Origin of the sequence: Streptomyces sp. NBC_01549 (assembly GCF_026339955.1) — a bacterium.
Classification (GTDB): domain Bacteria; phylum Actinomycetota; class Actinomycetes; order Streptomycetales; family Streptomycetaceae; genus Streptomyces.
Genome location: NZ_JAPEPW010000001.1, coordinates 2910522 through 2936144, shown reverse-complemented (window position 1 = coordinate 2936144; position 25623 = coordinate 2910522). Strand labels below are relative to the sequence as shown.

Sequence of the window (25623 nt, the reverse complement as noted above, 5' to 3'; positions counted from 1 at the left end):
ATCTCCTCGTCTCAAGAACTCTTCGTCGAGCTCATGACCTGGGCAGAAATAGCCGGACAGAGTTAGAGTAACCGAACGATCGGTCGGGACAAGGGGGACCGCCGCATCTGTGGAAAACCCCGTGCGGGAGGATCGCGCACATGACAGCACTCGACCTCAACAGCCCCGTGGCCGTCGTCGGCACCGGCACCATGGGCCAGGGCATCGCCCAGGTCGCGCTGGTCGCGGGCCACCCCGTGCGGCTCTACGACACCGTTCCCGGGCGTGCCGACGCGGCGGCCGAAGCGATCGGCGCGCGTCTCGACCGGCTCGTCGAGAAGGACCGGCTCGCCGCCGCCGACCGGGACGCGGCACGTGCCCGGCTGCACCCCGCGCACAACCTTGCCGAGCTGGCGGACTGCGCGCTCGTCGTCGAGGCGGTGCTCGAACGACTCGAGGTGAAACAGCAGCTGTTCCGCGAGCTCGAGGACATCGTCGAGCACGACTGTCTGCTCGCCACCAACACGTCGTCCCTGTCCGTCACGGCTATCGGCGGCGCCCTGCGCAACCCCGGCCGCCTGGTCGGACTGCACTTCTTCAACCCCGCGCCGCTGCTGCCGCTCGTGGAGGTCGTCTCCGGGTACGCGAGCGACTTCTCGTCGGCCACGCGCGCGTACGAGACGGCACGCGCCTGGGGAAAGACGCCGGTCGCCTGCGCCGACACCCCCGGATTCATCGTCAACCGCATCGCCCGGCCCTTCTATGCCGAGGCCTTCGCGGTGTACGAGGCGCAGGCCGCCGACCCCGCGACGATCGATGCCGTTCTGCGCGAGTCCGGCGGTTTCCGGATGGGGGCCTTCGAGCTGACCGACCTGATCGGCCAGGACGTCAACGAGTCCGTGACCCACTCCGTGTGGCAGTCCTTCTTCCAGGACGTGCGCTTCACGCCCTCGCTCGCCCAGCGGCGGCTCGTCGAGTCCGGCCGCCTCGGCCGCAAGACCGGGCACGGCTGGTACGACCACGGGGCCGACGCCGAGCGCCCCGAGCCGCACACCGCGGAACAGGCGCAGCCGCCCGCGTACGTCGTCGCCGAGGGCGATCTGGGTCCGGCCTCCGAACTGCTCACGCTGATCCGTGAGGCGGGCATCCAGGTCCGTGAGGACGAGGAGGACCACGGGACCCGCCTGGTGCTGCCCAGCGGCGGGCAGCTGGTCCTCGCCGACGGCCAGACCTCGGTCGAGTTCCGCGACGTCGTCTACTTCGACCTGGCGCTCGACTACCGCCGGGCCACCCGGATCGCGCTGTCGGCCTCCCAGGACACCGCTCCCCAGACGCTCTCCGAGGCCGTCGGCCTCTTCCAGGCGCTGGGCAAGGCCGTCAGCGTCATCGGTGACGCTCCCGGCATGATCGTCGCCCGGACCGTGGCCCGGATCGTCGACCTGGCGCACGACGCCGTCGCCAAGGGTGTCGCCACCGAGGAGGACATCGACACCGCGATGCGGCTCGGGGTCAACTACCCCCTGGGCCCCTTCGAATGGAGCCGCAGGCTGGGCCGGAGCTGGGCCTGCTCCCTCCTGGACGACCTGCACCAGCGCGATCCCTCCGGGCGCTACGCGCCCTCTCTCGCGCTCTACCGCCACGCGTACGCCACCGAGAAGCGCGAGGGAACCTCATGACCACCGCCAAGCGCGACACGTACACCCCCGAGAGCCTGCTCTCCGTCGCCGTCCAGGTCTTCAACGAACGCGGCTACGACGGCACCTCCATGGAGCACCTCTCCAAGGCGGCCGGCATCTCCAAGTCCTCGATATACCACCACGTCACGGGCAAGGAGGAGCTGCTGCGCCGCGCCGTCAGCCGGGCGCTGGACGGCCTCTTCGGCATCCTCGACGAGGAGCACGCGCGCGTGGGGCGTGCCGTGGAGCGCCTGGAGTACGTCGTACGGCGCATGGTCGAGGTGCTCACCTCGGAACTGCCGTACGTGACCCTGCTGCTGCGCGTGCGCGGCAACACGCACACCGAGCGGTGGGCCCTGGAGCGGCGCCGCGAGTTCGACCACCAGGTGGCCGAGCTCCTGAAGGCCGCGGCCGCCGACGGGGACGTCCGCGGCGACGTGGAGGTCCGTCTCGCGACCCGCCTGGTCTTCGGAATGATCAACTCGATCGTCGAGTGGTACCGCCCCGACAGCCGCGGCATGGGCGAACGCGAGGTCGCCGACGCGGTGGCGCAGCTGGTCTTCGGAGGCCTCCGGAACGAGGCGTGAGGCCCGGGGCCCGCTTTGGAAACGGAGGTCACCCTTCCGGTTCCAGGTCCTCCTCCTCGAAGACCAGGAGTGTTCGGGTGCTGAGGACCTCCGGAATGGCCTGGAGGCGGGTGAGGACCAGTTCGCGGAGGGCTCTGTTGTCGGGGGTGTGCACCAGGAGCAGGACGTCGAAGTCGCCGCCCACCAGGGCGATGTGGGAGGCGCCGGGCAGCACCCTGAGCTGCTCACGGACCGTGCGCCAGGAGTTCTGCACGATCTTGAGGGTGATGTACGCGGAGGTGCCCTGCCCGGCGCGTTCGTGGTCGACGCGCGCCCCGAAGCCGCGGATCACACCGTCGTCGATGAGCCGGTTGATCCGCGAGTAGGCGTTGGCGCGGGACACATGGACCCGTTCGGCCACGGAGCGTATCGACGCGCGGCCGTCCGCCTGGAGCATCTGCAGGATGTCCTGATCGATGGCGTCGAGCGGACGGGCGGGCGGCGGGACGGGGCCGGCCTCCGACGGCTCGGCCATTTGTTCAGGTGCCATGTCCCCCCGCCTCCCTACCATGGACGTACTGCGTCCATCTCAGGCTGTGGAGAACCGTTTGTCCACAGCCTGGCGGTGCCTGTAGCCAAAATGCGCCGACGACCGAACAATCGGTAGGTGAGGCGCCTCACACCCGTGCAGCGCCCAAAGCCGCTCCCACGAGGAGGTGCCGTCATGACGGTCATGGAGCAGCGAGGCGCTTACCGGCCCACGCCGCCGCCCGCTTGGCAGCCCCGCACCGACCCCGCGCCGCTGCTGCCCGACGCGCTGCCCCACCGCGTCCTCGGCACCGAAGCCGCCGCGCAGGTCGACCCCGCCCTGCTGCGCCGCCTGTACGCGGAGCTGGTGCGCGGCCGTCGCTACAACGCGCAGGCCACCGCCCTCACCAAGCAGGGCCGTCTCGCCGTCTACCCCTCCAGCACAGGCCAGGAGGCCTGCGAGGTCGCCGCCGCACTCGTCCTGGAGGAGCGCGACTGGCTCTTCCCGAGCTACCGCGACACTCTCGCCGCCGTCGCCCGCGGCCTCGACCCCGTCCAGGCCCTCACCCTCCTGCGCGGCGACTGGCACACCGGCTACGACCCCCACGAGCACCGCATCGCACCCCTGTGCACGCCCCTCGCCACCCAGCTCCCGCACGCCGTGGGCCTCGCGCACGCCGCCCGCCTCAAGGGCGACGACGTGGTCGCGCTCGCCCTGGTCGGCGACGGCGGCACCAGCGAGGGCGACTTCCACGAGGCGCTGAACTTCGCGGCGGTCTGGCAGGCCCCGGTCGTCTTCCTCGTCCAGAACAACGGCTTCGCCATCTCCGTCCCGCTCGCCAAGCAGACCGCCGCCCCCTCCCTGGCCCACAAGGCCGTCGGCTACGGCATGCCCGGCCGACTGGTCGACGGCAACGACGCGGCGGCCGTGCACGAGGTCCTGAGCGACGCCGTGCGCCACGCGCGCGCGGGAGGCGGCCCGACGCTGGTCGAGGCCGTGACGTACCGCATGGAAGCCCACACGAACGCCGACGACGCCACCCGCTACCGCGGCGACTCCGAGGTCGAGACCTGGCGGGCGCACGACCCGATCGCCCTCCTGGAGCACGAGTTGACCGAGCGCGGCCTGCTCGACGACGACGGCATACGGGAGGCCCGCGAGGCCGCCGAGACCATGGCCGCCGACCTGCGCGCCCGCATGAACCAGGACCCGGTGCTCGACCCCATGGACCTCTTCGCCCACGTGTACGCCGAGCCCACACCACAACTGCGCGAGCAGGAGGCGCAGTTGCGCGCCGAACTCGCGGCCGCGGCCGAGTCGGAGGGGATGGCCGGATGACCACTGTCGCGCTCAAACCCGCCACCATGGCGCAGGCCCTCACGCGCGGGCTCCGCGACGCCATGGCCGCCGACCCGACCGTCCACGTCATGGGCGAGGACGTCGGCACCCTGGGCGGCGTCTTCCGTGTCACCGACGGACTCGCCAAGGAGTTCGGCGAGGACCGCTGCACGGACACCCCGCTCGCCGAGGCGGGCATCCTGGGGACGGCCGTCGGCATGGCCATGTACGGGCTCAGGCCGGTCGTGGAGATGCAGTTCGACGCGTTCGCCTACCCCGCGTTCGAACAGCTGATCTCGCACGTGGCACGGATGCGCAACCGCACCCGCGGCGCCATGCCGCTCCCGATCACCATCCGTGTCCCGTACGGCGGCGGCATCGGCGGCGTCGAGCACCACAGCGACTCCTCCGAGGCGTACTACATGGCGACCCCCGGGCTCCATGTCGTCACGCCCGCGACCGTCGCCGACGCCTACGGGCTGCTGCGCGCCGCCATCGCCTCCGACGACCCGGTCGTCTTCCTGGAGCCCAAGCGCCTGTACTGGTCGAAGGACTCCTGGAACCCCGACGAGCCGTCGGCCGTCGAGCCGATAGGCCGCGCGGTGGTGCGGCGCCCGGGCCGCAGCGCCACGCTCATCACGTACGGGCCGTCCGTGCCGGTCTGCCTGGAGGCGGCCGAGGCGGCGCGCGCCGAGGGCTGGGACCTCGAAGTCGTCGACCTGCGCTCGCTCGTGCCCTTCGACGACGAGACCGTCGCCGCCTCCGTGCGACGGACCGGACGCGCGGTCGTCGTGCACGAGGCCGGCGGTTACGGCGGCCCGGGCGGCGAGATCGCGGCCCGTGTCACCGAGCGCTGCTTCCACCATCTGGAGGCGCCGGTGCTGCGCGTCGCCGGGTTCGACATCCCGTATCCGCCGCCGATGCTGGAGCGGCACCACCTGCCCGGCGTCGACCGGATCCTGGACGCCGTGGGGCGCCTGCAATGGGAGGCGGACAGCTGATGGCCCAGGTGCTCGAGTTCAAGCTCCCCGACCTCGGTGAGGGCCTCACCGAGGCGGAGATCGTCCGCTGGCTGGTGGAGGTCGGCGACGTCGTCGCCGTCGACCAGCCCGTCGTCGAGGTCGAGACGGCCAAGGCGATGGTCGAGGTCCCCTGCCCCTACGGAGGCGTGGTCACCGCACGCTTCGGCGAGGAGGGCACGGAACTGCCCGTGGGCTCCCCCCTGTTGACCGTCGCGGTCGGCCCGTCATCCTCCGTCGACGAGACCGAGGGCTCCGGCAACGTGCTGGTGGGGTACGGCACCGGGGCGCCACCGGCGCGACGCAGGAGGGTACGGCCGCCCGCCGGGGCGACCACTCTGCCCGGGGCGACCCCTTCGCCCGGGGCCCACACGCGGACCCGGCCCGCACACCACCCCGCCGCCGGGAACCCCCCGGGCTCCTCGGCGCGGGAGCACACGCCGGCCGCTGACCACAACGCGACGGTGGTACGCGCCGACGGACCCGTACCGGTGATCTCCCCGCTCGTCCGCAGGCTCGCCCGGGAAAACGGCCTGGACCTGCGGACCCTGGTGGGCTCCGGCCCCGAAGGGCTGATCCTGCGGTCGGACGTGGAACACGCGTTGCGCTCGGCCCACACCCCGGTCCGGGCACCGGAGACCCCACTCACCCCGCACACCCCCGTGGCCCCCGCACACGCCACGGCCGGCACCCGTATCCCCCTCCGCGGCATCCGCGGCACGGTCGCCGACAAACTCTCCCGCAGTCGCCGCGAGATCCCCGACGCGACCTGCTGGGTGGACGCCGACGCGACGGAACTCCTGCACGCGCGCAGGGCGATGAACGCCACCGGCGGACCCAAGATCTCCCTGCTCGCGCTGCTGGCCCGTATCTGCACCGCCGCACTGGCCCGCTACCCGGAGCTCAACTCCACGGTCGACACGGAGGCCCGCGAGATCGTCCGCCTCGACCAGGTCCACCTGGGCTTCGCGGCACAGACCGAGCGCGGCCTCGTCGTCCCCGTCGTCCGGGACGCCCACACACGCGACGCGGAATCGCTGAGCGCGGAGTTCGCCCGGCTGACCGAGGCCGCGCGCACCGGCACGCTGACGCCCGCGGAACTCACGGGCGGCACCTTCACGTTGAACAACTACGGAGTGTTCGGTGTCGACGGCTCCACGCCGATCATCAACCACCCCGAGGCCGCCATGCTCGGCGTCGGCCGGATCATCCCCAAGCCCTGGGTGTACGAGGGTGAACTGGCCGTGCGCCAGGTCGTCCAGCTCTCGCTCACCTTCGACCACCGGGTGTGCGACGGCGGCACGGCGGGCGGCTTCCTGCGCCATGTGGCGGACTGCGTCGAACAGCCGGCGGTGCTCCTGCGTTCCCTGTGATCGCGGCGGCACGCATACTCGGGGGATGACCGCGTACGAGCCACCGGGCACCCCCGGCCCCGCCGCCCCGTACGACGCCGTCGTCCTCGCGGGCGGCGCCGCCCGCAGGCTCGGCGGCGCGGACAAGCCCGGTCTGCGCGTGGGTGGGCGCCCGCTGCTCGACCGGGTGCTCACCGCCTGCGCCACCGCCACCACCACGGTCGTCGTCGCCGAGCCCAGAGAGACCGCGCACCCCGTGCGGTGGGCGCGCGAGGACCCGCCCGGCGGGGGACCGCTCGCCGCACTCGACGCCGGTCTGCGGCACACCTCGTTGGAACACGTCGTGGTGCTCTCCGCCGACCTGCCGTTCCTGGACCAGGCGACGGTATGGCGTCTGCTGGACGCCCTGCGGACGGGCAACGCCCCCGAGGGCCCGGCGAAACCCGACGGCGTGCTGCTCACCGACCCCGACGGCCGTGACCAGCCACTCGTCGCCGCCTACCGTGCGGACGCCCTGCGCCGGGAGCTGGCCGCGCTCGCCGCCGCGCACGGCGAAGTCACCGGGCTGCCGCTGCGGCGGCTCACCGCCGCGCTCGACCTCACCCGCATCTCCGACCCCGTCGCGTCCTTCGACTGCGACACCTGGGACGACATCGCCGCCGCCCGGGCCCGTATCAGGGAGCATGGGAACGTGTTGGATGAATGGATTTCCGCAGTCAAGGACGAGCTGGGCATCGACCTGGACGTCGACACCGGCGTCCTGCTCGACCTGGCCCGTGATGCCGCGCACGGGGTGGCCCGGCCCGCGGCGCCGCTGACCACGTTCCTCGTGGGGTACGCCGCCGCGCTGGCCGGGGGAGGCCCCGAGGCCGTCGCGGAGGCGTCCCGCAAGGCCGCGGCGCTCGCGCTCCGCTGGGCGGACGAGGACACCCCCGACGCCGAGCCGACCCCCGACGCCGGATGAACGCGCCCCGTGCCCGACCCCTCGGCCAGGACGCCGACGACCTCGACATGGAGGAGGCCCTGGCCTTGGTCAAGGACCCCCGAGGCGCGGCCGACCCCGGGCGCGGCCACGGCACCCCCGCCGTCCCCGCGCCCACCTCGGAGGGCGAGAGCCGCACCCACGCCCCCGACAGCGCCGAGGGCGACGGGCACAAGGCAAGCCCCTGGTCGCAGGCCCGTACGACCGCCGAGCGGGCCGCCCGATCCGTCCCGCGGCGCGCCCCCGTCTCCGTGTCCCTGGACGCGGCCCTCGGCCTGGTCCTCGCCGCCCCGCTCTCCGCGCTCACCGACCTTCCCTCCTTCGACACCTCCGCGATGGACGGCTGGGCGGTCGCCGGACCCGGACCCTGGGACCTCCGCGAGGAGCACGTACTCGCCGGCCACGCGAGGCCGGAGCCACTCATCGACGGCGAGGCGGTGCGTATCGCCACCGGCGCGCGCATCCCGCGGGACGCCACGGCCGTACTGCGCAGTGAGCACGGCCGCCTCGACGGCCAGGGGCGGCTGCACGCCATCCGGGAGGCCGTACACGGGCAGGACATCCGGCCGCGTGGCCAGGAGTGCCGCAGCGGCGACCAGCTCCTGCCAGTCGGCGCCCTGGCCACCCCCGCCGTGCTGGGCCTCGCCGCGGCCGCCGGATACGACACCCTCGCCGTGATCCCCCGCCCCCGTGTCGAAGTCTTCGTCCTCGGTGACGAATTGCTCACCGAGGGGCTTCCTCAGGAGGGCCTGATCCGGGACGCGCTCGGCCCGATGCTGCCGCCCTGGCTGCGCGCGCTCGGCGCCGAGGTCCTCGCGGTGCGCAGGCTGGGCGACGACGCCAAGGCCCTGCACAAGGCGATCACCCGCTCGGACGCCGACCTGATCGTCACGACCGGGGGCACCGCCTCGGGCCCCGTCGACCATGTCCACCCCACGCTGAGCCGCATCGGCGCCCAACTCCTCGTGGACGGCGTCAAGGTCCGCCCGGGCCACCCCATGCTCCTGGCCCGCACGAAGGAGAACCAGCACCTCGTCGGCCTGCCCGGCAACCCCTTGGCGGCCGTCTCCGGCCTGCTGACGCTCGCCGAGCCCCTCCTGCGCATCCTGGCAGGTCGCGCGGCCCCGGAGCCGTACACGCTGCCCCTCAGGGACGCGGTCCACGGGCACCCGTACGACACTCGGCTCGTCCCTGTCGTGGTCCGTGCCGACCAGGCCGTTCCCCTGCACTACAACGGTCCGGCCATGCTGCGGGGCATCGCGGCGTCCGACGCCCTCGCGGTCGTACCGCCCGGCGGTGCCCGTCCGGGGCAGGAGCTGGAACTCCTCGATCTGCCCTGGGCGTTGGCCGGTATGGGGAATGCCTGACATGAGTGGGGGCCTGAACCGGACGGTGAGCCGGATCGGGAGTGTTTCACGTGAAACTGCCGGGCCATGATGCGATCGCGCGCCAAGCGGACGAGCATCTCGTGACCCATCGGGTGATACTGCCCAGAAAAGTGGTGGAACGCCCCATCCGTCAGGTCGCCAAACGCCTGGCGATAGCCCTGTTCGTGCTCGCCGCGACGGCCTTCATCGTCTGGGTCGACCGCGATGGCTACGACGACAACGCGGGTGACGGCGTCGACTTCCTCGACTCCCTCTACTACGCGACCGTCACCCTCTCGACCACCGGATACGGCGACATCACCCCGGTCAGTGACGCCGCCCGGCTCACCAACATCTTCGTCATCACGCCGCTGTGTGTGCTGTTTCTGATCATCCTGGTCGGCACCACGCTCGAGGTCCTCACGGAACGCACCCGCGAGGAGTGGCGACTCAACCGCTGGAGTCAACGGTTTGCCAGAGGTACCACAACGAGGAGGAGCCGCCGGCCCTTGCGAGGCTGACGGCTCCTGTTGGCGAAACCGGCACCAGTGTTCCGCTACTGGGTTCGCCCGTCGCTACGAGTTTTCACGCCGCGCCGTCGGCATCCTCGTGTTTTGGAGGGTGCGGGTCCCAGCCTGCCGCGAATGACCACTTGATGGCCATCGAGGAGACGGTGAACTGGAGGTATGCACTCTTGTGTCCCTGGGACAGTGCGACCTCGTTGAAGGTGGGACTGACTTTCCCGTCCTCACATTGCAGCGGGGAGCTGATGCCTGTCGGCTTCAGGGTCACCGTCAGGGTTCCCTTGCCTTCGCAGTTCACTGCGGTAGCAAGGGTTTTACCCGCTAGAACTCCGCCCTTGAGAGGATATGCGGCGCTGCCTGTGACGGAGGCGGCGGACGCCACGGCCTTGATGTCGTCCTGAGCGAGATTCGGGGCTTTGGACACCGTGTCTGCTGGGACAGTGGCTGGCTGCGTGGTCTCCGGCGTCGTTGGGGTGCTGCTGTGAGCGGGTTCGCTCGACTTGCCCTGTCCGGACGCGGTGGTGTGGCTGTTCGTGCACCCTGCAACTGCGGTAGCGGAGAGCACAGCGACGCATGCCAGGCGGCCGGTCCGGCTGGAGAAGGTCATTAGCCTCATGTATTCAGCTATGAAAGTGATCTGACGTCCCGGCAGAAGAAGGGTGCCTCCCACCTGCGATGATCTGACTGCTGAGATCAAGAACGTCGCGGAGAAGAGGCACCCAACAGGTGCAGGTTACCGAATGGGATCACCGGCTTGCCGTGCGGGCCGACGGCAAGAACCTGATCGGCCACGCGGGCGTGGTGCTGCTGCGGAAGGTCGCCGACCGCGTCGGCCTGGCCGCCGCGCTGAGTGCGGCGTTGCCGAAGGGCACCGGGCCGGGCTGGCGGGACCGGGGCATGGCGCTGGTCCAGCTGGCCTGTGCGATCGTGCTCGGCGCGACGAACGTCCTGGAGGCCGAGCAACTCCAGTACCACTGGCGTGCGGTGTTCCCGCGCCCGGTTTCGGACAGCACCCTGCGCCGCGCCCTGGCCGCGATCGACGCCCCGGTCGCGGCCAGGGTGGAACGCGCCCGTGCCGCGATACGCCGCGTGGTGTGGACGCTGCTCGCCCTGCGGCCCGGCGGTTTCCCCTGGATCTCGGTGTGCGGCCGGGAGCTGACCGGCTGGTACGTCCTGGACCTGGATGCGACCATCGTGACCTGCACCAGCCGCAAGGAAGGCGCGGCGGGCACCTTCAAGGGGACCTTCGGTCACATGCCGCTGGGGGCGTGGGTGGCCAACACCCGTGAGTGCGTCGCCATGCTGCTGCGGCCCGGCAACGCGCCACCGAACGATGTCGCCGACCACAAGAGCGTCCTGGCCTCGGCGTTTCGGCAGCTCCCGCTCCCGCTGTGGTCGAAGCTGCTGGTGCGGATCGACGGCGCGGCCTTCAGCCACGAGGTCCTGGACCATCTCCAGAGTCTGACCACCAGCCGGCGCCGGGTGCGCTGGGTGACCGGCTGGGCCATCAACGCCACGGACGAGCGGGCCATCGCGCTGCTGCCCGAGAACGTGTGGACGGCCGCACTGCGGCAGGACGGCCAACTCCACGAGATCAAGGGACCCGATGGGGAATGGGTGTCCTACCAGGTCGCCGAGCTGACCGGGGTCCGTGACCTGACCGGCTGGCCGGCCGGGATGCGGCTGATCGTGCGCCGGGTCAAGCCCTCGCGGCGGGATACGAAGAAGCTGACCGCGTTCGAGAAGCGCACCGGCTGGCGCTACCAGATCGTCGCCACGAACATCCCCGCCCGCCAAGGGCTCTCCGGGGCCCCGGGCTCCGGGCAGGTGTGGTTCGTCGACGCCCTCTACCGTGATCACGCCGAGGTCGAGGACCGTGTCAAAGCGATCAAGCGGGTCGGCCTCGGGCTGCTGCCCTCGAAGTCCTGGCAGCTCAACATGGCCTGGGTGCTGGCCGCCACGCTCGCCGCCGACCTCGACGCCTGGACCCGGCTCCTCCTCCTGCACGACGAGCCCGCACTCGCCGCCGCCGAACCGGAGACGATCCGCAGGAAGCTGTACCACCTGCCCGCCCGGCTCACCTCCCACGCCCGCCGGCGCACCCTGCACCTCGACCGCACCTGGCCCTGGGGGGCAGCGTTCGCCACCGCCTGGCAGCGCGCTCACCAGCTTCCGGCCCTCACCTGACGGCCGGCCACCACCCGACAACAACGAGAGGACCGCACCACCCTCGGGCCCGTGGAACCCGACGCCCCGCAGCGTCACGCGACGGCCAGTCCCGACACGGCACGGGACATATCGGGTCTTCGAATTTAGTGGGGGTGTGCCTCCCGTCGGCTTCGCCGGGTGGTTGCGCAGCGTGAGCGGAGGCGTTGGTTCGCTCGGTTGCGGAAGCCGAAGGCGTTACGCGCTTCGAGCTTGATGAGGCGGTTGTTGCCCTCCGAGGCGGCGTTGGTGATCCCGGTGGTCAGGTAGGTCTCGATGCCGTCCCACCACTGCTCGATGGTCTCGGCGAGGGTGACGAGTTCGGGCAGGTGAGCGTGGTCGGCGACGTGGGCGAAGAAGCGGTGGCGGGCGGTGGAGATCGCGGAGTGGTCGGGGGTGACGTGCCTGCGGGTGACGGTCAGGCCCAGGAGGTCGCGCAGGAGTTCCTTGCCCTGCCAGGCCGCATAGATCTGTCGGCCGTAGGTCCCCATGTACTCCAACTCGGTCTTGAGGAGCTCGCGTTGTTCGTCGGTGAGGTCTTCCTTGTTGCGGCGCAGGAGCTTGCGGACGCTGTAGATGCTGTCGCCCTTGCGGGCCCGGCGGCCGTGCTGTTTCCAGGTGAGGCGTCGGCGCAGGTCGGCGAGGTGGCGCTGGGCGAGTTGCACGATGTGGAAGCAGTCCACGACCACCGCCGCGTGCGGCAGGGCACGGTGGACGGCGGCGCGGAAGGTGGAGCACAGGTCGATGGCGACGTAGCGGACCTGCTCGCGCCAGGCGGCGGGCCGGGCCGTCAGCCAGTCGGCGACGGAGGCGGAGTTGCGGCCCTCGACCTGGCCGAACAGGCCGCGCCCGCCGATCGCGTCGACGAAGCCGATGTGCCAGGCGTCCGCGACCAGCTCCCACTTCTCCGTGTCCGGGTTCTGCTCCCACACCGGCTTACCCCGCCGGGTCTCGTCGATCCCGATCGCCTCGGTCACCGGCGGCTCCTCGGGCAGGACCTTCGCGGCGTAGTCCTCGAAGCAGTGCTGCACGATCGGCCAGGACAGGCCCAGATCCCGGCCGGCCTGCACCACCGATCGCCCGCCGTCACACACCGCGGCCCCGGCCGCCCGCCGAAGCGCCCCGGTCGTACGCATCCGCGCGGGTACCTGGCCTATGGACTCGGTGAACGAGCGGCGGTCGCAGTCGAGTTCGGTGCAGTGCCAGCGTGCCTTGCGCCACCGGATACTCACCGGGCGCCCGCCGCAGGACAGGTGTCTGGGGGCGGTGGTGCGGTAGTCCTTCAGCCGGGTGGAGAAAACCCCGCACGAGGGGCAGGCCCTCGCGGACTCCTCGTTCGTCACGACGTATACCGTCGATCCGCCTGCCTTGTCGTCCTTGACCTGCGTCACACTCACCCCCTCCAGCCCAAGCAGTCGCGTCGCAGCCTCGTTGGTCCCGGTATCGTCGATGCTCAAGCCCGTGGGTTCTTCATGATCGGTTGCCTAGACAACAACCATGATCACGAAGACCCGCGGGCTCCTTGCGTCCAGGCCACCCACACCCCAGGCCCATCACGCTCGGTGACTGAACGTCAGGCCGTCACCGCCGCACCCCCACTAAATTCGAAGACCCGACATATCAGGCAGTCAGCCGCTCACACTGCCGCCGCCAGCCCTCGGAAGAATCGAGGTTAGATCTTGGTCTCCCAGATGTACCAGCCGACGTGGTGAGGGGTGTAGCTGGTGACCGTCTTCTTCGGAGTTGTATGGCAGCTGCTGTACACGTGGTAGCTCGTCCCCTGGTTTCGGAGCCTGTACACCCCGTACGTTGCGTGGCTGGATTTATGGGCGGACGTCGACGTCTGGACAGTGTTGCCGAGCTTCGCTGTCATTGATGCCGAGAGGGTGACGTTGTATTTCGCTTCAATCTTGGCGATCAGGAACTTAGCGGTGGTCTTAAGGTCGCCCGAGATGGCGATCCCCACAGTACCGGTGACCTTGGCCGTGAATGTTGACGTTATCGCGTGGTTTGTGCCGTTCGAATTCACGTTGGTGGCGCCGACGCCCTTGACGTGGTAGCCGCCCTTGTTGATTGGCGTGTAGACGTTGATATCGTCACAGAGCTCGGAGCCCGGGTGGTTCATGCCCGCCCCGGTGCCGTCGGAGTTGGCGCCAGGTATATCGGGGTCAGCGTCGACCTGGCTGGGGGTCAGTTCTACTAGATCAGTCTCCGCGGGGTCGGCCTGCGGGTCCGTGTGGACCGTTGTCGAATCCCCCGTCGGGTCCCCGTCATCGGCAAATGCTGCCGATGTCCCGGTCGCGCTGAACAGCAGTACCGCCACAGAAGCACCCATGGCCACCTTGGTCACTCGGTGCCATGCGTGCCGATTGAGCTTCACGATAAATCCCCCTAATTCAAGCACCGACGCGACTTCGCGCCGGTAGGTCACAACTTATTCCGCGAATACTGAACGCGCCCATGACAAGAGTTGAGTAATGATCAATCCTTGACTCGGGCTTTAGGGGAGTGACCGAACAAGGTAGGATCTGACTGTTATGATCCGCCGAATAATTGAGGTTTATCTGAGGTGGAATTGTCACTTCCGAATTATGAATCGAGGCTGGTTTATGCAGAGAAGGGACCGCTGAATCAGCTGTTGGACACTGCCTGCCTGATCGAGATCACGTGGTCTCCGGCTTGGAGGCTTGCGGTCTGCGGCTCGGTGTAGTCAAAGACTGCCTTCCCTCGTACGACGGCCACAACGAGATCCGGGCACTCCCGAGGAGACCGACCAACCTCGTCGTTGGTTACTGGACGCTCCACGAGGTCCAGTCCACTCCCGTAGGTCATCAGATCTTCCAGAGCGTCTGCGGCATGAGGGCTGGCCATAGACAAACCGAGGAGGCGTCCCGCAGAGCTGGAGCTGGTAACGACTGTGTCGGCGCCGCTCTGCCTCAACAGCGGTACGTTCTCGTCTTCCCGCACTGCGGCGACGATGGTTGCGCGCTTGTTGAGCTGGCGCGCGGTCAGGGTGACCAATGCTGCGGTGTCGTCGCGCTGAGGGGCAACGATCACATGGGCAGCACTCTGCAACTCGGCCTTTCGAAGGGTGTCTGAGCGGGTGGCATCTCCGAGTACAGACACCAGCCCGTCGCTGCTGGCAGCCTCCACGGTTTGCCGCTGCGGGTCGACAACAACGATCTCGTCCTTGCGGGTGCCTTGCCCAAGAAGCGTCTCGATGGCCTGCCGGCCTTTGGTCCCGTAGCCGACGACGACCACGTGATCCCGCATACGGGAGCGCCAACGATGCACACGCACCTGTTGGCGGGTGCGCTCGGTGAGCACTTCGAGTGTGGTGCCGACCAGGATGATCAGGAACGGCACGCGCAGCGGCGTGATGACGAAGATGTTGGTGAGTCGGGCGGCGTCGCTGACCGGGGTGATGTCGCCGTATCCGGTGGTCGAGAGGGTGACGGTCGCGTAGTACGCGGCATCGATGAAGTCGACGCTGCCGTCGGAGTTGTCGTTGTAACCGTCACGGTCGAACCAGACGAGAAACGTAGTGACGGCTAGCACCAACAGGGCCATGGCCAAGCGCCGTAGAACCTGCTGGAGAGGCGGCATGCTGCTCTCGATGGGCATGGTGATTGAACGTCCGGCCTCGGCATCGTCTATGGCCTCGGCCCGCGACCGGTACCAGAGAGACCGGAGAATCGAGAACCCCGCGATCTTGGAGGGTGGTCGCTTCGCGTCGTTCATCGCTTGCCCCCTGCGACGGTGATCCAGTCAGCCAGCATGGTCGCTATGGTCTCGGACACGGCAGCTGTAGTTCGTGAGGCGTGAGGCATCGCCGCTGGCCAGCGTGGTGGGTGGGGTGCCTGCGGCAGGGGTACGGCCACCGGCATCGTGATCTTGTGTGACGAAGAATCAAGAAGCGGTGGCCGCGCAGGCCACGGTAGTACACGCCGGGTGGGACGGGTTGTTCGAGGGGTTGATGGGCCGGTTCGCGAGCTGCTTCCCGCGCCGGGAGACCCGGCTGACCTGCCGGAACATGGTCTCTGGGCTGCTGATGGTCAAGGAATCGGCGAACTGCTGGTCGTTGGCCGAGGCGATCGGCCACAGCGGTCCGCATGTCCTGCAGCACTTCTTGTCGAGGGCCCGCTTCGACACCGAGGCAGTCCGCCGGTCGGTCGCGGCCTGGACGGTGGAGCAACTCGGCGAGAGGGAGGTGATGTTGGTGGTGGACGAGACGGGCGATGAGAAGTCGTCCCTCGACGCGGTCGGCGCGGCCCGGCAGTACTCCGGGGCGCTGGGCGGGATCGGGCTGTGCCAGGTCGCGGTACACCTCTCCTACGTGAGTGCCGAGGGGCACGCGCTGGTCGACCGTCGGCTGTACCTGGGCGAGGCATGGGCGGCGGACGACGAGCGCCGTGAGCTGGTCGGGGTGCCCGACGAGAGGGTGTTCGCCACCAAGCCGCAACTGGCCGGCGACATGCTGGAGGACGCCCACGCCTCGGGGGTGCACACCGCGTGGGTGGCCGCCGACGAGGTCTACGGTGGACGGGAGTTGCGTGCGCGGATCCGTGCGCTGGGCTACGGCTACGCGATCGCGGTACCCACCAGCCACCGGGTCACCACCCCGGGCGCCGGGAAGAAGAAGGTCACCGCGCTGCTGGAGCGGGTGCCGAAGCGGGCCTGGATGCGGCTGAGGACCGGCCATGGCACCAAGGCCGAGCGGCTCTACGACTGGGCGATGATCGACGTGAACCCCGACGATGCGCCGCCCGGACAGGCCGCCGGGCACAGCCAGGTCCTGGTCCGACGCCACCGCCGCACCGGCACCCTTTCCTTCTACCGGACCTGGCACCCCGACCCGCAGCCGATATCGGTGCTGGTCAGCGCGGTCTGCCGCAGGTGGCGGGTCGAGGAGGACTTCCAGGGAGCCAAGGGCCTGGCCCACCTCGACACCGGCCAGGTCACCTGCTGGACGTCCTGGCACCGCTGGAGCCTCATGTCAATGATCGCCTACGCACTTCTGGCCGTCGGCGCCCTCCACGAGCGGCAACGCGCCCACCCCGCCAACTCCGACGACGAGTTGGCCATGGTGCCCGTCAGCCCGCGCGAACTCCTCGCGCTATTGCGGGTCTTCGCCCTGCCAAGGCCCCGCCAGGACACCGATCCGGCACACGCCCTGCGCTGGTCGAACTGGCGTCGCCGACACCAGCATCGCGCGACGGCCTGCCACCGCCGCTGGAACAACGTCACAGCAGTGGCCATCGCATGACAGGAACCTCACGAGTCACGAACTACAGCTGCCGTGTCGGATGATGCTGCACCGGTGTTGAACCACAGAACCCAGCACGTCCCTCTCGTGGGTGGCTTCGGGCGTATGCCAGGTGAGGTTCTGTTCGATGAAGATTAGCCAAAGCATCAAGCAGTTCGGCGGCTGCGGGGCGACGCGAGGCGGGGGCGGGGCGCGACTTTTCGAGATAGGTGACACCTGATCTTTGTGGTTGGCACCACCCTGAGAAACGCCGAAGCCGTACCGGATTTCTGCTGTGCCCGTTCCTGCGGCCCGCACAGCGCTAGCGTTGGGTTCCATGATCGTATGGCTCAACGGCACCCACGGCGCAGGCAAGACGACGACCGGTGCACTCGTGCAGCAGTTGATCCCGGATTCACGGGTGTTCGACGCCGAGAAGGTCGGCGAGACACTCATGGACATCACGCCAGGGCTGCCCTGGACGGGCAACTTCCAGCACTGGCCGCCGTGGCGGCCGCTCGTCGTCGAGACCGCCCGCCGCGTACTCGACTACACCGGCGGCACTCTGGTGATGCCCATGACCGTCCTGGTCGAGCAGTACTGGCGCGAGATCAGCACGGGCCTCGCCCAACATGCCATCCCGGTACGGCACTTCGTCCTCCACGCTGACCAAGACACCCTCCGTGGACGCATCGAGGGGGACACTGTTCTTGGCCCCTCCCCATTCCGTCTCGAATACCTTGAGCCCTACGCCGAGGCGGCCCGAACATGGCTACATGGCGAGGCCGAGGTCGTCGACACCACGGACCTCACGCCCGCCCAGGTCGCCCTACAGATCGCAGAAGCCGTCAAGAGTTGAGGTCCACCCGCCAGGGGCCCAGCTCAGCCCAGCACCGCGGTGTCATCTGCCCCGAAAAGTCGCACGGGGCAGTAGACCGGCCTGCGCAGCGAGATGGTCAATGCTTGGCCTAGAATGGGAGCTCAGGCTGAGTGTGCTCACGGGCCTGGCCGCACCGCTCGTCGTCCGCCGGGCCGAGCGCCGGCAGCTCGCCGAGGACGGTGCCCGCGTGCCTCTCACCGTGTGACGGAGGTAGCGTCGGCCCTATGAAGGCAGTGACGATCACCCAGCCCGGCGGCCCCGAAGTGCTCACGTGGACGGATGTGCCGGATCCCGTTCCCGGTGACGGGGAAGTTCTCGTCGAAGTAGTGGCCAGCGCCGTCAACCGCGCCGATCTGATGCAACGGCAGGGCTTCTACAACCCGCCGCCCGGCGCCTCCCCCTACCCCGGACTCGAGTGCTCGGGCCGGATCGTCGAGACCGGCCCCGGAGTCTCCGGATGGGCCGTCGGCGACGAGGTCTGCGCACTGCTCGCGGGCGGCGGATACGGCGAGAAGGTCGTCGTCCCGGCCGGGCAGCTGCTGCCCGTTCCCGAGGGTCTGGACCTCAAGCAGGCGGCCGCACTGCCCGAGGTGACCTGCACCGTCTGGTCCAACGTCTTCATGATCTCCCACCTGCGCCCGGGCGAGACCCTGCTCGTGCACGGCGGCTCCAGCGGCATCGGCACCATGGCGATCCAGCTGGCGAAGGCCGTCGGCGCGAAGGTCGCCGTCACGGCCGGCACCAAGGAGAAGCTCGACTTCTGCGCCGAGCTCGGCGCGGACATCCTCGTCAACTACCGCGAGCAGGACTTCGTCGAGGAGATCGACCGCGCCACGGACGGCTCGGGCGCCGACGTCATCCTCGACAACATGGGCGCCAAGTACCTCGACCGCAATGTGCGGACCCTCGCGGTCAACGGACGGCTCGCGATCATCGGTCTGCAGGGTGGCGGCAAGGGCGAGCTGAACATCGGCGCGCTCCTCACCAAGCGTGCCGCGATCAGCGCCACCTCGCTGCGCGCCCGCCCGCTCGGCGAGAAGGCGGCGATCGTCGCGGCCGTACGCGAGCACGTGTGGCCGCTGATCGCCTCCGGCCACGTACGTCCGGTCGTCGACCGTGAGCTGCCGATGAGCGAGGCGGCCACGGGGCACCAGATCCTGGAGGAGAGCGGCCACATCGGCAAGGTCCTCCTCGTCGTCCCCGGCAAGGACTAAGACACCGAAGCCCCGACGACCCGGTTCGGGTGCCCGGGCGGTCCGCTCAGTCGCGTCGCAGGCGCAGGGCGAGGAAGGCCAGGCCCAGGCCCAGGCCGATGAGGATCAGCCCGCTGCCGAGAGGCAGGATCTCGAGGACCGGTTCGGGGGCGGACGCCGGACCGACCTCCTGGTGCTGGACGGGCACGGCCGCGGGGCGCGACGGCTCGGGTGCGTCGGTCGCCTCCGGGCGGTCCGACGCGGCGTCCTCCCCGGCGGGGTCGCGGTCCGTGTACGTAGGCACGGTGTCCTCGTGGTTTCCGTTCTCGTCCTCGTCCCCTGCCGTCGGGTCCGCCCGCCCCGGTCGCGTACGGCCCTCTCCCTCGCTGCTCCCGGCGCGGGAGACGCCGGCGCTCGGAGTGGGATCGGCGGCGTAGGAGACGGCGTACGAAGGGCATATGGCGCCGGTCGTCAGGACGAGCAGCAGTCCGGCCACACGGAACGCGGTGAGCCGTGGAGTCATGTGGGTGACCCCCTCCCGGTGAGGAGTCCCATGATCAATAGGGCAAGCCTCACATGACCTCCCTTTCCCGGCATCTCGACGATCGCCTGGACGGTGGATCACGCTGCACGGGGGGCACCACCGTGATGAGGTGGAGGGGTGCGAGAGAATGGCCGCATGGAGATGCCGAGGAACGAAAGGTCGCCGGAGAACCCCCAGATCCTGGTCGTGGGCCAGGACGGAATGGCTCTCGGTGGCACCGGTGACGAGGACTCCCGCGAGGTCCCGGTGACGGAGATGGTCGAACAGCCCGCCAAGGTCATGCGTATCGGGAGCATGATCAAGCAACTTCTCGAAGAGGTGCGCGCCGCACCTCTGGACGAGGCGAGCCGGGTCCGGCTCAAGGAGATCCACTCCAGTTCCGTGAAGGAGCTGGAGGACGGCCTGGCGCCCGAGCTGGTCGAGGAGCTGGAGCGGCTCTCGCTGCCCTTCACGGACGACGTGATCCCCACCGACGCCGAGCTGCGGATCGCGCAGGCCCAGCTGGTGGGCTGGTTGGAGGGCCTCTTCCACGGCATCCAGACGACCCTGTTCGCCCAGCAGATGGCGGCCAGGGCCCAGCTGGAGCAGATGCGCCGCGCGCTCCCGCCGGGCGTCGGCGGCTTGGACGGCGACGAGGACCCGCGTGCGGGCGGCCGCTCCGGCGGACCGTACCTGTAGCCCCGGGCGACCCCTTCCTACGAGGCGACCCCTTCTCACGAGACGGGCCCGGCACGTGGAGTGCCGGGCCCGTCCCCTAGGTCCGGCGGGTCAGGCCGGGTTGCCCGTCGAGACGCTCAGCTCGATGTCCGGCATGTCCTTGGGATCGACGTCGTCATGCGCGGACGGGAACTGATCCATGATCGTGTCCTGGCCGTAGGTGGTCTCGTTGACGTGCTTGATCTTCATGTGCCAGCCCGCGGCCTGGAAGCAGGACTTCACCGACGTCAGGTTCTTGTAGCGGAAGTCCGGGATCTGGATCTTGTTCGGGTCGTTGTACGACTCCTGCGGAGACGTGCACTTCTCCTTGTCGATCGTCTTCGACGTGTCCGGACCCTTGTGTCCCGCCACCACCGACGGCGAGGGGCTGCTGCCGCCGCCTTCCTGGTCGTCGCCGTGCCCGTTGCGCAGCGCGAGGGCGGTGATCAGTCCGCCGATCGCGACGAGCGCGACCACGATCGAGCCGACGACGACCGCCTTGTTGCCCTTGCGGCCACCCGGGACGGAGGTCTGGGGCTGGGGGGTGAGGTGGTACGGCGGCGGGGTCGACACGCCCTGCTGGGGGGCGTACACCGGGACCCCCGGCGCCGGGTAGCCCCCCTGCTGCGGGTACCCGTACGCCTGGGACGGCGTGGCGTCGGGGCCGGCGCACCGTAGGGACCGGGCTGGTAGGGCGTCTGTACGGGACCCGGGGTGGGCATCGCCTGGTCGACGGGCGGGAAGACCGCCGAGCCGACGCCCGCGCCGCTCGACGTCCTGGCCCCCGGCACTATGCTCGGCGCGGCGGCGTGCAGCGACTGGGCCACCCGCAGACACTCGTCGCGCATGATCTCGGCGCTCGGGAAACGCTCGTTCGGGTTCTTCTTCAGTGCGCGGGCGACCAGCGCGTCCACCGCCGGGGGCAGCGAGCGGTTGATCGAGGAGGGTGTGACCGGCTCCTCCTGAACGTGCGCGTACGCGATGGCCAGCGCTGAGTCGGCCTCGAACGGCAGCCGCCCGGTGACCAGTTGGAACAGCATGATGCCGACGGAGTACAGGTCGGACCGGGCGTCCACGCCCCGGCCGAGCGCCTGCTCCGGGGAGAGGTACTGCGGGGTGCCGACGACCATTCCGGTCTGCGTCATCGAGGTGACGCCGGACTGCATGGCGCGGGCGATGCCGAAGTCCATCACCTTGACGACGCCGCGCTTCGTCATCATCACGTTGCCCGGCTTGATGTCCCGGTGGACCAGGCCCATCTCGTGGCTGATCTCCAGGGCCGCCAGCACGTCCGCGGTGATCTTCAGGGCCTTGTCGGCGGGCATGGCCCCGTACTGCGCGATGTCCTGGTCGAGCACGGAGCCGAGCGGGCGGCCCTCGACGTACTCCATGACGATGTACGGCGTCGTCATGCCGCCCAGTTCGTCCTCGCCGGTGTCGAAGACCGAGACGATGTTCGTGTGCGTGAGTTTCGCCACCGCCTGGGCCTCGCGGCGGAAGCGCTCGCGGAAGGCCTGCTCGCGGCCGAGCTCGGTGTGCAGTGTCTTGATCGCGACCTGGCGGTCGAGCACCGAGTCGTAGGCGAGGTGCACCGAGGCCATGCCGCCTTCGCCGAGCAGATCACGCAGCTGGTAGCGGCCGCCGGCGACCGCGCGTCCCGCGTACCGGCCCTGTGCGCCGTCCTGGCTCATGTTCTGCGTCCCCCATTGGCGCGGATTGTTCTGCTCGTGCTGCCAGCTGTGCCGCGCACGCTCCGCGCGATCGTGCGATGATCCGCGCGGTGATCTGCGCGTTGAGCGGTGATCTGCGCGTTGATCCGTACCGAGTCCGAGCTGTGATCGATCTGTGTTGCGGTGATCGATTGGCTGATTCCCGGCCAAGTCTGCCGTAGGGCACTGACACGTCAAGCGCGGTGCCCGTTCCGTGACCGTCTGCGAAAGAAGCGTCGCGGAAGCGTTACAGGTGCCGTGCGGGCGGTACACGGAATTTGCACGCGGGCACCCAGGACGGGTTTCATGGCCGGTCCATCTCACTTCCATCTCGGGCCGGAGCCTTGCGCGAAGCCTGTAGCGTGGCCCGACGGAGACCGTAACAACCACCGCGCAGACCGCGGGCAGAAACGACGGCGAGGACTGATGGCACAGCAGCAGCGCGCTCAGGGCCCGTCCGACCCCGAGGCGACTGGCGGCGGTATGTCAGATGCGCCGGAGATGTGGGGTAACGGCGGACTTGTGGGGGACGGCCGATACCGGCTGACCCACAGACTAGGCCGGGGCGGCATGGCCGAGGTGTTTGCGGCCGAGGACGTGCGCCTCGGGCGCACCGTCGCGGTCAAGCTGCTCCGCTCCGACCTGGCCGAGGACCCGGTGTCCAAGGCCCGCTTCACGCGTGAGGCGCAGTCGGTGGCCGGACTCAACCACCACGCCGTCGTCGCCGTGTACGACTCGGGCGAGGACGTGGTCGGCCACGGAGTCGTCCCGTACATCGTGATGGAGCTCGTCGAGGGCCGCACGATCCGCGATCTGCTGATCAACGCCGAGGCCCCCGGGCCCGAGCAGGCGCTGATCATCGTGTCCGGTGTCCTGGAGGCGCTCGCCTACTCGCACCAACACGGCATCGTGCACCGCGACATCAAGCCGGCGAACGTGATCATCACGAACACCGGTGCGGTGAAGGTGATGGACTTCGGCATCGCGCGCGCCCTGCACGGCGCGCAGTCGACGATGACCCAGACCGGCATGGTCATGGGCACACCGCAGTACCTCTCCCCGGAGCAGGCCCTCGGCAAGGCCGTCGACCACCGCTCCGACCTGTACGCGACCGGTTGCCTGCTGTACGAACTCCTCGCGCTGCGGCCCCCGTTCACCGGCGAGACGCCGCTGTCGGTGGTCTACCAGCACGTCCAGGACATCCCGGTACCTCCCTCCGAGGTCGCGGCCGGGGCGCCGCCGGAGCTCGACGGGCTCGTCATGCGCTCCCTCGCGAAGGAGCCGGACGACCGGTTCCAGACCGCCGAGGAGATGCGGGGCCTGGTCCAGTACGGGCTGCAGATGCTGTACGACCAGGGCGGGCACACCGGCACCTGGAACACCGGCCCGGTCGCCGTGCACGAGGGGCTGCACACCCCGGCGTCCGGCTTCGCCGGCACGACCGCGCTGCCGCACCCCGGTGACTCCGGCACCACGCAGATCCCGGCGCCGATGATCCCGCCGTACGGCAGCGGCGGGGACGACGGTGGCTTCGAGGGACACGGCAACCACGGCAGCGGCCGCGGCAAGCTGTGGATCCTCGCGGTCCTCGCGGTGATCGCGATCGCGGCGGGCGTCGCGCTCGCGCTCCACCGCACCAGTGACACCGGCGGTAGCGGGACCAGTACGACGCAGTCGCCGACGGCCTCACAGTCGAAGAAGGACGACGAGGCCAGCGCGACGCCCAGTGACACGGCCACGGACACCCCGACGGACGATTCCACGGACGACGACACCAGTTCGGGCGGCGGTTCGGGCTACACGCCGTCGTACACGCCGTCCCCGAGCTACAGCAGCCGGCCCTCGAGCCAGCCGTCGGACCCGGCCACGAACACGACGCCGACGGACACGACACCTTCGGACCCGGCGAGCCCGAGCGAGGAACCGACGACGCCGGTCGATCCGACGGACGGCGGCGTCGGCGGCGTCGGCGGCGTCGGCGACAACCAGGGCAGCTCGCAGGGCCCTTGAAGGGCACCGACGCAGACGTACACCACGCGCGCGTGAAGCCCGAAACGGGCGTCACGCGCGCGTGGTGTTTCTCCCCTGACCGGTGACGGCGATCAGTCGGCGAACGCCTCGCGCACCGCGTCGTACTCCCGCGTCCACCACACCGCCAGCGCCGAGGCCGCCGGGAACTGCGGATCGGCGCGGGTGTCGCCGCGCTCGTAGTGCCAGCGCAGCATCCAGAAGTCGTTGAGGCGCTCCCACCACACCCGGTGCACGGCGGCCGCCAGTTCGGCGGGTCCCGCGCCCGCCGTCCGCCGGTATGCGCGTGCGTAGGCCCGCACCTTCGCCAGGTCGAGCGCGCCGACGGGACGTACGAAGAAGATCACCGCGGCGCGTACGGCCTCCTCGGCGCGGGGATGGACGCCCAGCCGGTCCCAGTCGACGATCGCGGCCGGTTCACCGTCGCGGTAGAGCAGGTTGAAGGGGTGGAAGTCGCCGTGCACCCAGCCCACCGAGCCGCCCTGCGGGGGCCGTCGGTCGGCATGCCGCTCCAGGAGGGCGCGCCGCTCGAGGAGCCGGTGCCGGGCCAGTTCGTCGAAGGCGTCGTACGGGCGGTGGCGGCGCACCTGGGCGAGCAGGCGGTCGATGAGCGCGAAGGTGTCCGCGGGGTCGGCCCCCCGGGCCGGATCGACCCCTTCGGCCGCCGTTGAGCCTTCCACCCCCGTTGAGCCGTCCCCTCCCGCCGACCTCTCCGCTTCCGCCGTCCCTCGCCTCGCCCGGGTGGTGTCGGCCGGTGTCGCCGGGGCTCGGCCGTCCGTCGGCATCACCCGCTCCAGGCTCGCGTGGACGACGCCCAGGAGCGCCCCCAGTCGTGCGCACTGCTCCGTGGAGAGCTGGCCGCCGTGCCGGTGCCGGCCGTCGATCCAGGGGTGCAGCGCGTACGCGTGGCCCCCGATGACGGCGACCGTGCGCCCGTCGGTGCCGGTCAGCGGTGGGGCGACGGGAACGCCGAGGTCCGCGAGGCGCAGGGTCGCCCGGTGCTGGCGGGCGATCGCGACGGGGTCGGCGGTCTCGGGGTCGAAATGGTGTTTGAGGAAGTAGCGGCCGCGGGTGGTGCGAAGCCGGTAGCCGTGGTTGAGCAGCCCCTGTTCGACGGGGTCGCAGGTCAGCGCGGACCCGGCGGCGTACTGGCGGAGGAGGGCGCCCAGAGGGGGCGCGTGAGACACCGGGGGTGGTACGGATGAGCGCGGCACGCGCCAGATGCTAGGGCACGAGCCGGGCCTCTGACCTCGGGTTTGTCACAGACAGTCGTCTTCGATCAGGGGACAGTCACAGGGTGCGCCGGAACTGGCGTTCCAGGGCATTGTCCATGGAGTGGACGGTGGAGAACTGGGGCTCGATGCCCAGATAGACCGGGTCGTAGGGTTCGCCGTCCACGAACCGCGGCGCGGGCCCGAAGAGCCCCCGGTGGGCCGCGGTCGGCTCCACGGCCTCGCACCGGCCCACGATCTGTACGGACCACACGCTCTCGCCCGGCCCGGCGGAATCCAGGTTGTCGGTGCCGTAGGCGACGACGCTCCCGAGACAGGCCGGGTGGTACCCGCAGCCGCGGTGCAGGCGCAACAGGACGCGGCCGTCGACCACGACGTGGCGGGCGAGGGCGAGAAAGGGCATGGCGCGCAGGCTGGCGGCCACCTGGCCGTGGTCGGTGCGGCCGAGAAGTTCCACGGCTAGGTCGTCGTCGTTGGGCATACCCCCAATTTCCGGCACCCTGAAGGACCCGAAAAAGAGGCGCCCGCCCCCTGAAGAGGGGCCAAAGGTCCCGAATGG

Annotated in this window: 22 protein-coding genes and 2 pseudogenes; 15 read left to right on the top strand and 9 right to left on the bottom strand. The window is 69.9% G+C overall.

Annotated elements, in window-relative coordinates:
* Positions 1–140 precede the first annotated feature (140 nt).
* Together OG819_RS12865 and OG819_RS12860 are read left to right on the top strand one after the other, a co-directional pair.
* Positions 141–1655: a 3-hydroxyacyl-CoA dehydrogenase gene (locus tag OG819_RS12865; RefSeq protein ID WP_266626541.1), complete on the top strand. Its 1515-nt coding sequence runs from the start codon at positions 141–143 to the stop codon at positions 1653–1655.
* Entirely contained in the window at positions 1652–2242 is a 591-nt protein-coding gene (locus OG819_RS12860) for a TetR/AcrR family transcriptional regulator (RefSeq protein WP_266432479.1), read from the top strand. Before OG819_RS12865 ends, OG819_RS12860 begins: the two co-directional genes overlap by 4 nt.
* A 28-nt stretch (positions 2243–2270) precedes the next feature.
* On the opposite strand, the gene OG819_RS12855 is transcribed toward OG819_RS12860, so the two are convergent.
* Positions 2271–2756: an Lrp/AsnC family transcriptional regulator gene (locus tag OG819_RS12855; RefSeq protein WP_266434026.1), complete on the bottom strand. Its 486-nt coding sequence runs from the start codon at positions 2754–2756 to the stop codon at positions 2271–2273.
* A gap of 189 nt (positions 2757–2945) precedes the next feature.
* Here OG819_RS12855 and pdhA point away from each other — a divergent pair, with 189 nt between their 5' ends.
* From pdhA to OG819_RS12825, 6 genes and pseudogenes are all read left to right on the top strand, one after another.
* Positions 2946–4088 carry a pyruvate dehydrogenase (acetyl-transferring) E1 component subunit alpha gene (gene pdhA, locus OG819_RS12850; RefSeq protein ID WP_266583959.1) on the top strand — a complete coding sequence of 381 codons (1143 nt, stop codon included), beginning with the start codon at positions 2946–2948 and terminating at the stop codon, positions 4086–4088.
* A complete protein-coding gene (locus OG819_RS12845) occupies positions 4085–5089 on the top strand; it encodes an alpha-ketoacid dehydrogenase subunit beta (RefSeq protein WP_266432475.1) in 1005 nt (334 codons plus the stop codon). Before pdhA ends, OG819_RS12845 begins: the two co-directional genes overlap by 4 nt.
* Positions 5089–6480, top strand: a complete 1392-nt coding sequence (locus tag OG819_RS12840) for a dihydrolipoamide acetyltransferase family protein (RefSeq protein ID WP_266649480.1) — start codon at positions 5089–5091, stop codon at positions 6478–6480. Before OG819_RS12845 ends, OG819_RS12840 begins: the two co-directional genes overlap by 1 nt.
* 25 nt (positions 6481–6505) lie before the next feature.
* Positions 6506–7423, top strand: a complete 918-nt coding sequence (locus tag OG819_RS12835) for an NTP transferase domain-containing protein (RefSeq protein ID WP_266626548.1) — start codon at positions 6506–6508, stop codon at positions 7421–7423.
* Positions 7420–8808 (top strand): molybdopterin molybdotransferase MoeA, encoded by a 1389-nt coding sequence (locus OG819_RS12830; RefSeq protein ID WP_266649479.1) that lies wholly within the window; start codon positions 7420–7422, stop codon positions 8806–8808. The genes OG819_RS12835 and OG819_RS12830 overlap by 4 nt, the downstream gene beginning before the upstream one ends.
* 50 nt (positions 8809–8858) lie before the next feature.
* Positions 8859–9269 (top strand): annotated as a pseudogene (locus OG819_RS12825) (potassium channel family protein); the annotation flags it as partial.
* Between the two features lie 124 nt (positions 9270–9393).
* Here OG819_RS12825 and OG819_RS12820 read toward each other — a convergent pair.
* A complete protein-coding gene (locus OG819_RS12820; RefSeq protein WP_266649478.1) occupies positions 9394–9939 on the bottom strand; it encodes a hypothetical protein in 546 nt (181 codons plus the stop codon).
* A 119-nt stretch (positions 9940–10058) separates the two neighbouring features.
* Here OG819_RS12820 and OG819_RS12815 point away from each other — a divergent pair, with 119 nt between their 5' ends.
* Positions 10059–11519 (top strand): IS1380 family transposase, encoded by a 1461-nt coding sequence (locus OG819_RS12815; RefSeq protein WP_266648810.1) that lies wholly within the window; start codon positions 10059–10061, stop codon positions 11517–11519.
* 125 nt (positions 11520–11644) lie between these two features.
* On the opposite strand, the gene OG819_RS12810 is transcribed toward OG819_RS12815, so the two are convergent.
* The 3 genes from OG819_RS12810 to OG819_RS12800 form a co-directional block, all read right to left on the bottom strand.
* Positions 11645–12994, bottom strand: coding sequence for an ISL3 family transposase (locus OG819_RS12810; RefSeq protein ID WP_266647383.1), 1350 nt, complete (start codon positions 12992–12994; stop codon positions 11645–11647).
* Between the two features lie 215 nt (positions 12995–13209).
* Entirely contained in the window at positions 13210–13872 is a 663-nt protein-coding gene (locus OG819_RS12805) for a hypothetical protein (protein WP_266649477.1), read from the bottom strand.
* Positions 13873–14168: 296 nt separating this feature from the next.
* Positions 14169–15278: a potassium channel family protein gene (locus OG819_RS12800; protein WP_266649476.1), complete on the bottom strand. Its 1110-nt coding sequence runs from the start codon at positions 15276–15278 to the stop codon at positions 14169–14171.
* 157 nt (positions 15279–15435) lie between these two features.
* Here OG819_RS12800 and OG819_RS12795 point away from each other — a divergent pair, with 157 nt between their 5' ends.
* From OG819_RS12795 to OG819_RS12780, 4 genes are all read left to right on the top strand, one after another.
* Positions 15436–16803, top strand: a complete 1368-nt coding sequence (locus OG819_RS12795; RefSeq protein WP_266647750.1) for an IS701 family transposase — start codon at positions 15436–15438, stop codon at positions 16801–16803.
* Positions 16804–17119: 316 nt separating this feature from the next.
* The gene (locus tag OG819_RS12790; protein ID WP_266649475.1) at positions 17120–17641 is read left to right on the top strand and encodes an ATP-binding protein; all 522 of its coding nucleotides are present in this window, start codon (positions 17120–17122) and stop codon (positions 17639–17641) included.
* Between the two features lie 100 nt (positions 17642–17741).
* A complete protein-coding gene (locus tag OG819_RS12785) occupies positions 17742–17867 on the top strand; it encodes a hypothetical protein (RefSeq protein ID WP_266649474.1) in 126 nt (41 codons plus the stop codon).
* A gap of 19 nt (positions 17868–17886) precedes the next feature.
* Positions 17887–18876 carry an NAD(P)H-quinone oxidoreductase gene (locus OG819_RS12780; RefSeq protein ID WP_266649473.1) on the top strand — a complete coding sequence of 330 codons (990 nt, stop codon included), beginning with the start codon at positions 17887–17889 and terminating at the stop codon, positions 18874–18876.
* 46 nt (positions 18877–18922) lie between these two features.
* Here OG819_RS12780 and OG819_RS12775 read toward each other — a convergent pair whose 3' ends face one another.
* Positions 18923–19378, bottom strand: coding sequence for a hypothetical protein (locus tag OG819_RS12775; RefSeq protein WP_266626557.1), 456 nt, complete (start codon positions 19376–19378; stop codon positions 18923–18925).
* Positions 19379–19534: 156 nt separating this feature from the next.
* Here OG819_RS12775 and OG819_RS12770 point away from each other — a divergent pair, with 156 nt between their 5' ends.
* Complete coding sequence (locus OG819_RS12770) at positions 19535–20077, top strand: bacterial proteasome activator family protein (RefSeq protein WP_266432459.1); 543 nt, start codon at positions 19535–19537, stop codon at positions 20075–20077.
* Positions 20078–20167: 90 nt separating this feature from the next.
* Here OG819_RS12770 and OG819_RS12765 read toward each other — a convergent pair.
* Positions 20168–21786, bottom strand: a pseudogene (locus OG819_RS12765) (protein kinase).
* A 444-nt stretch (positions 21787–22230) separates the two neighbouring features.
* On the opposite strand from OG819_RS12765, the gene OG819_RS12760 reads away from it, so the two are divergent.
* Entirely contained in the window at positions 22231–23814 is a 1584-nt protein-coding gene (locus OG819_RS12760) for a protein kinase (RefSeq protein ID WP_266649472.1), read from the top strand.
* 92 nt (positions 23815–23906) lie between these two features.
* On the opposite strand, the gene OG819_RS12755 is transcribed toward OG819_RS12760, so the two are convergent.
* Together OG819_RS12755 and OG819_RS12750 are read right to left on the bottom strand one after the other, a co-directional pair.
* Complete coding sequence (locus OG819_RS12755; RefSeq protein ID WP_266649471.1) at positions 23907–25019, bottom strand: phosphotransferase; 1113 nt, start codon at positions 25017–25019, stop codon at positions 23907–23909.
* A 103-nt stretch (positions 25020–25122) separates the two neighbouring features.
* Positions 25123–25545 (bottom strand): pyridoxamine 5'-phosphate oxidase family protein, encoded by a 423-nt coding sequence (locus OG819_RS12750; RefSeq protein WP_266626565.1) that lies wholly within the window; start codon positions 25543–25545, stop codon positions 25123–25125.
* Positions 25546–25623: the final 78 nt, after the last annotated feature.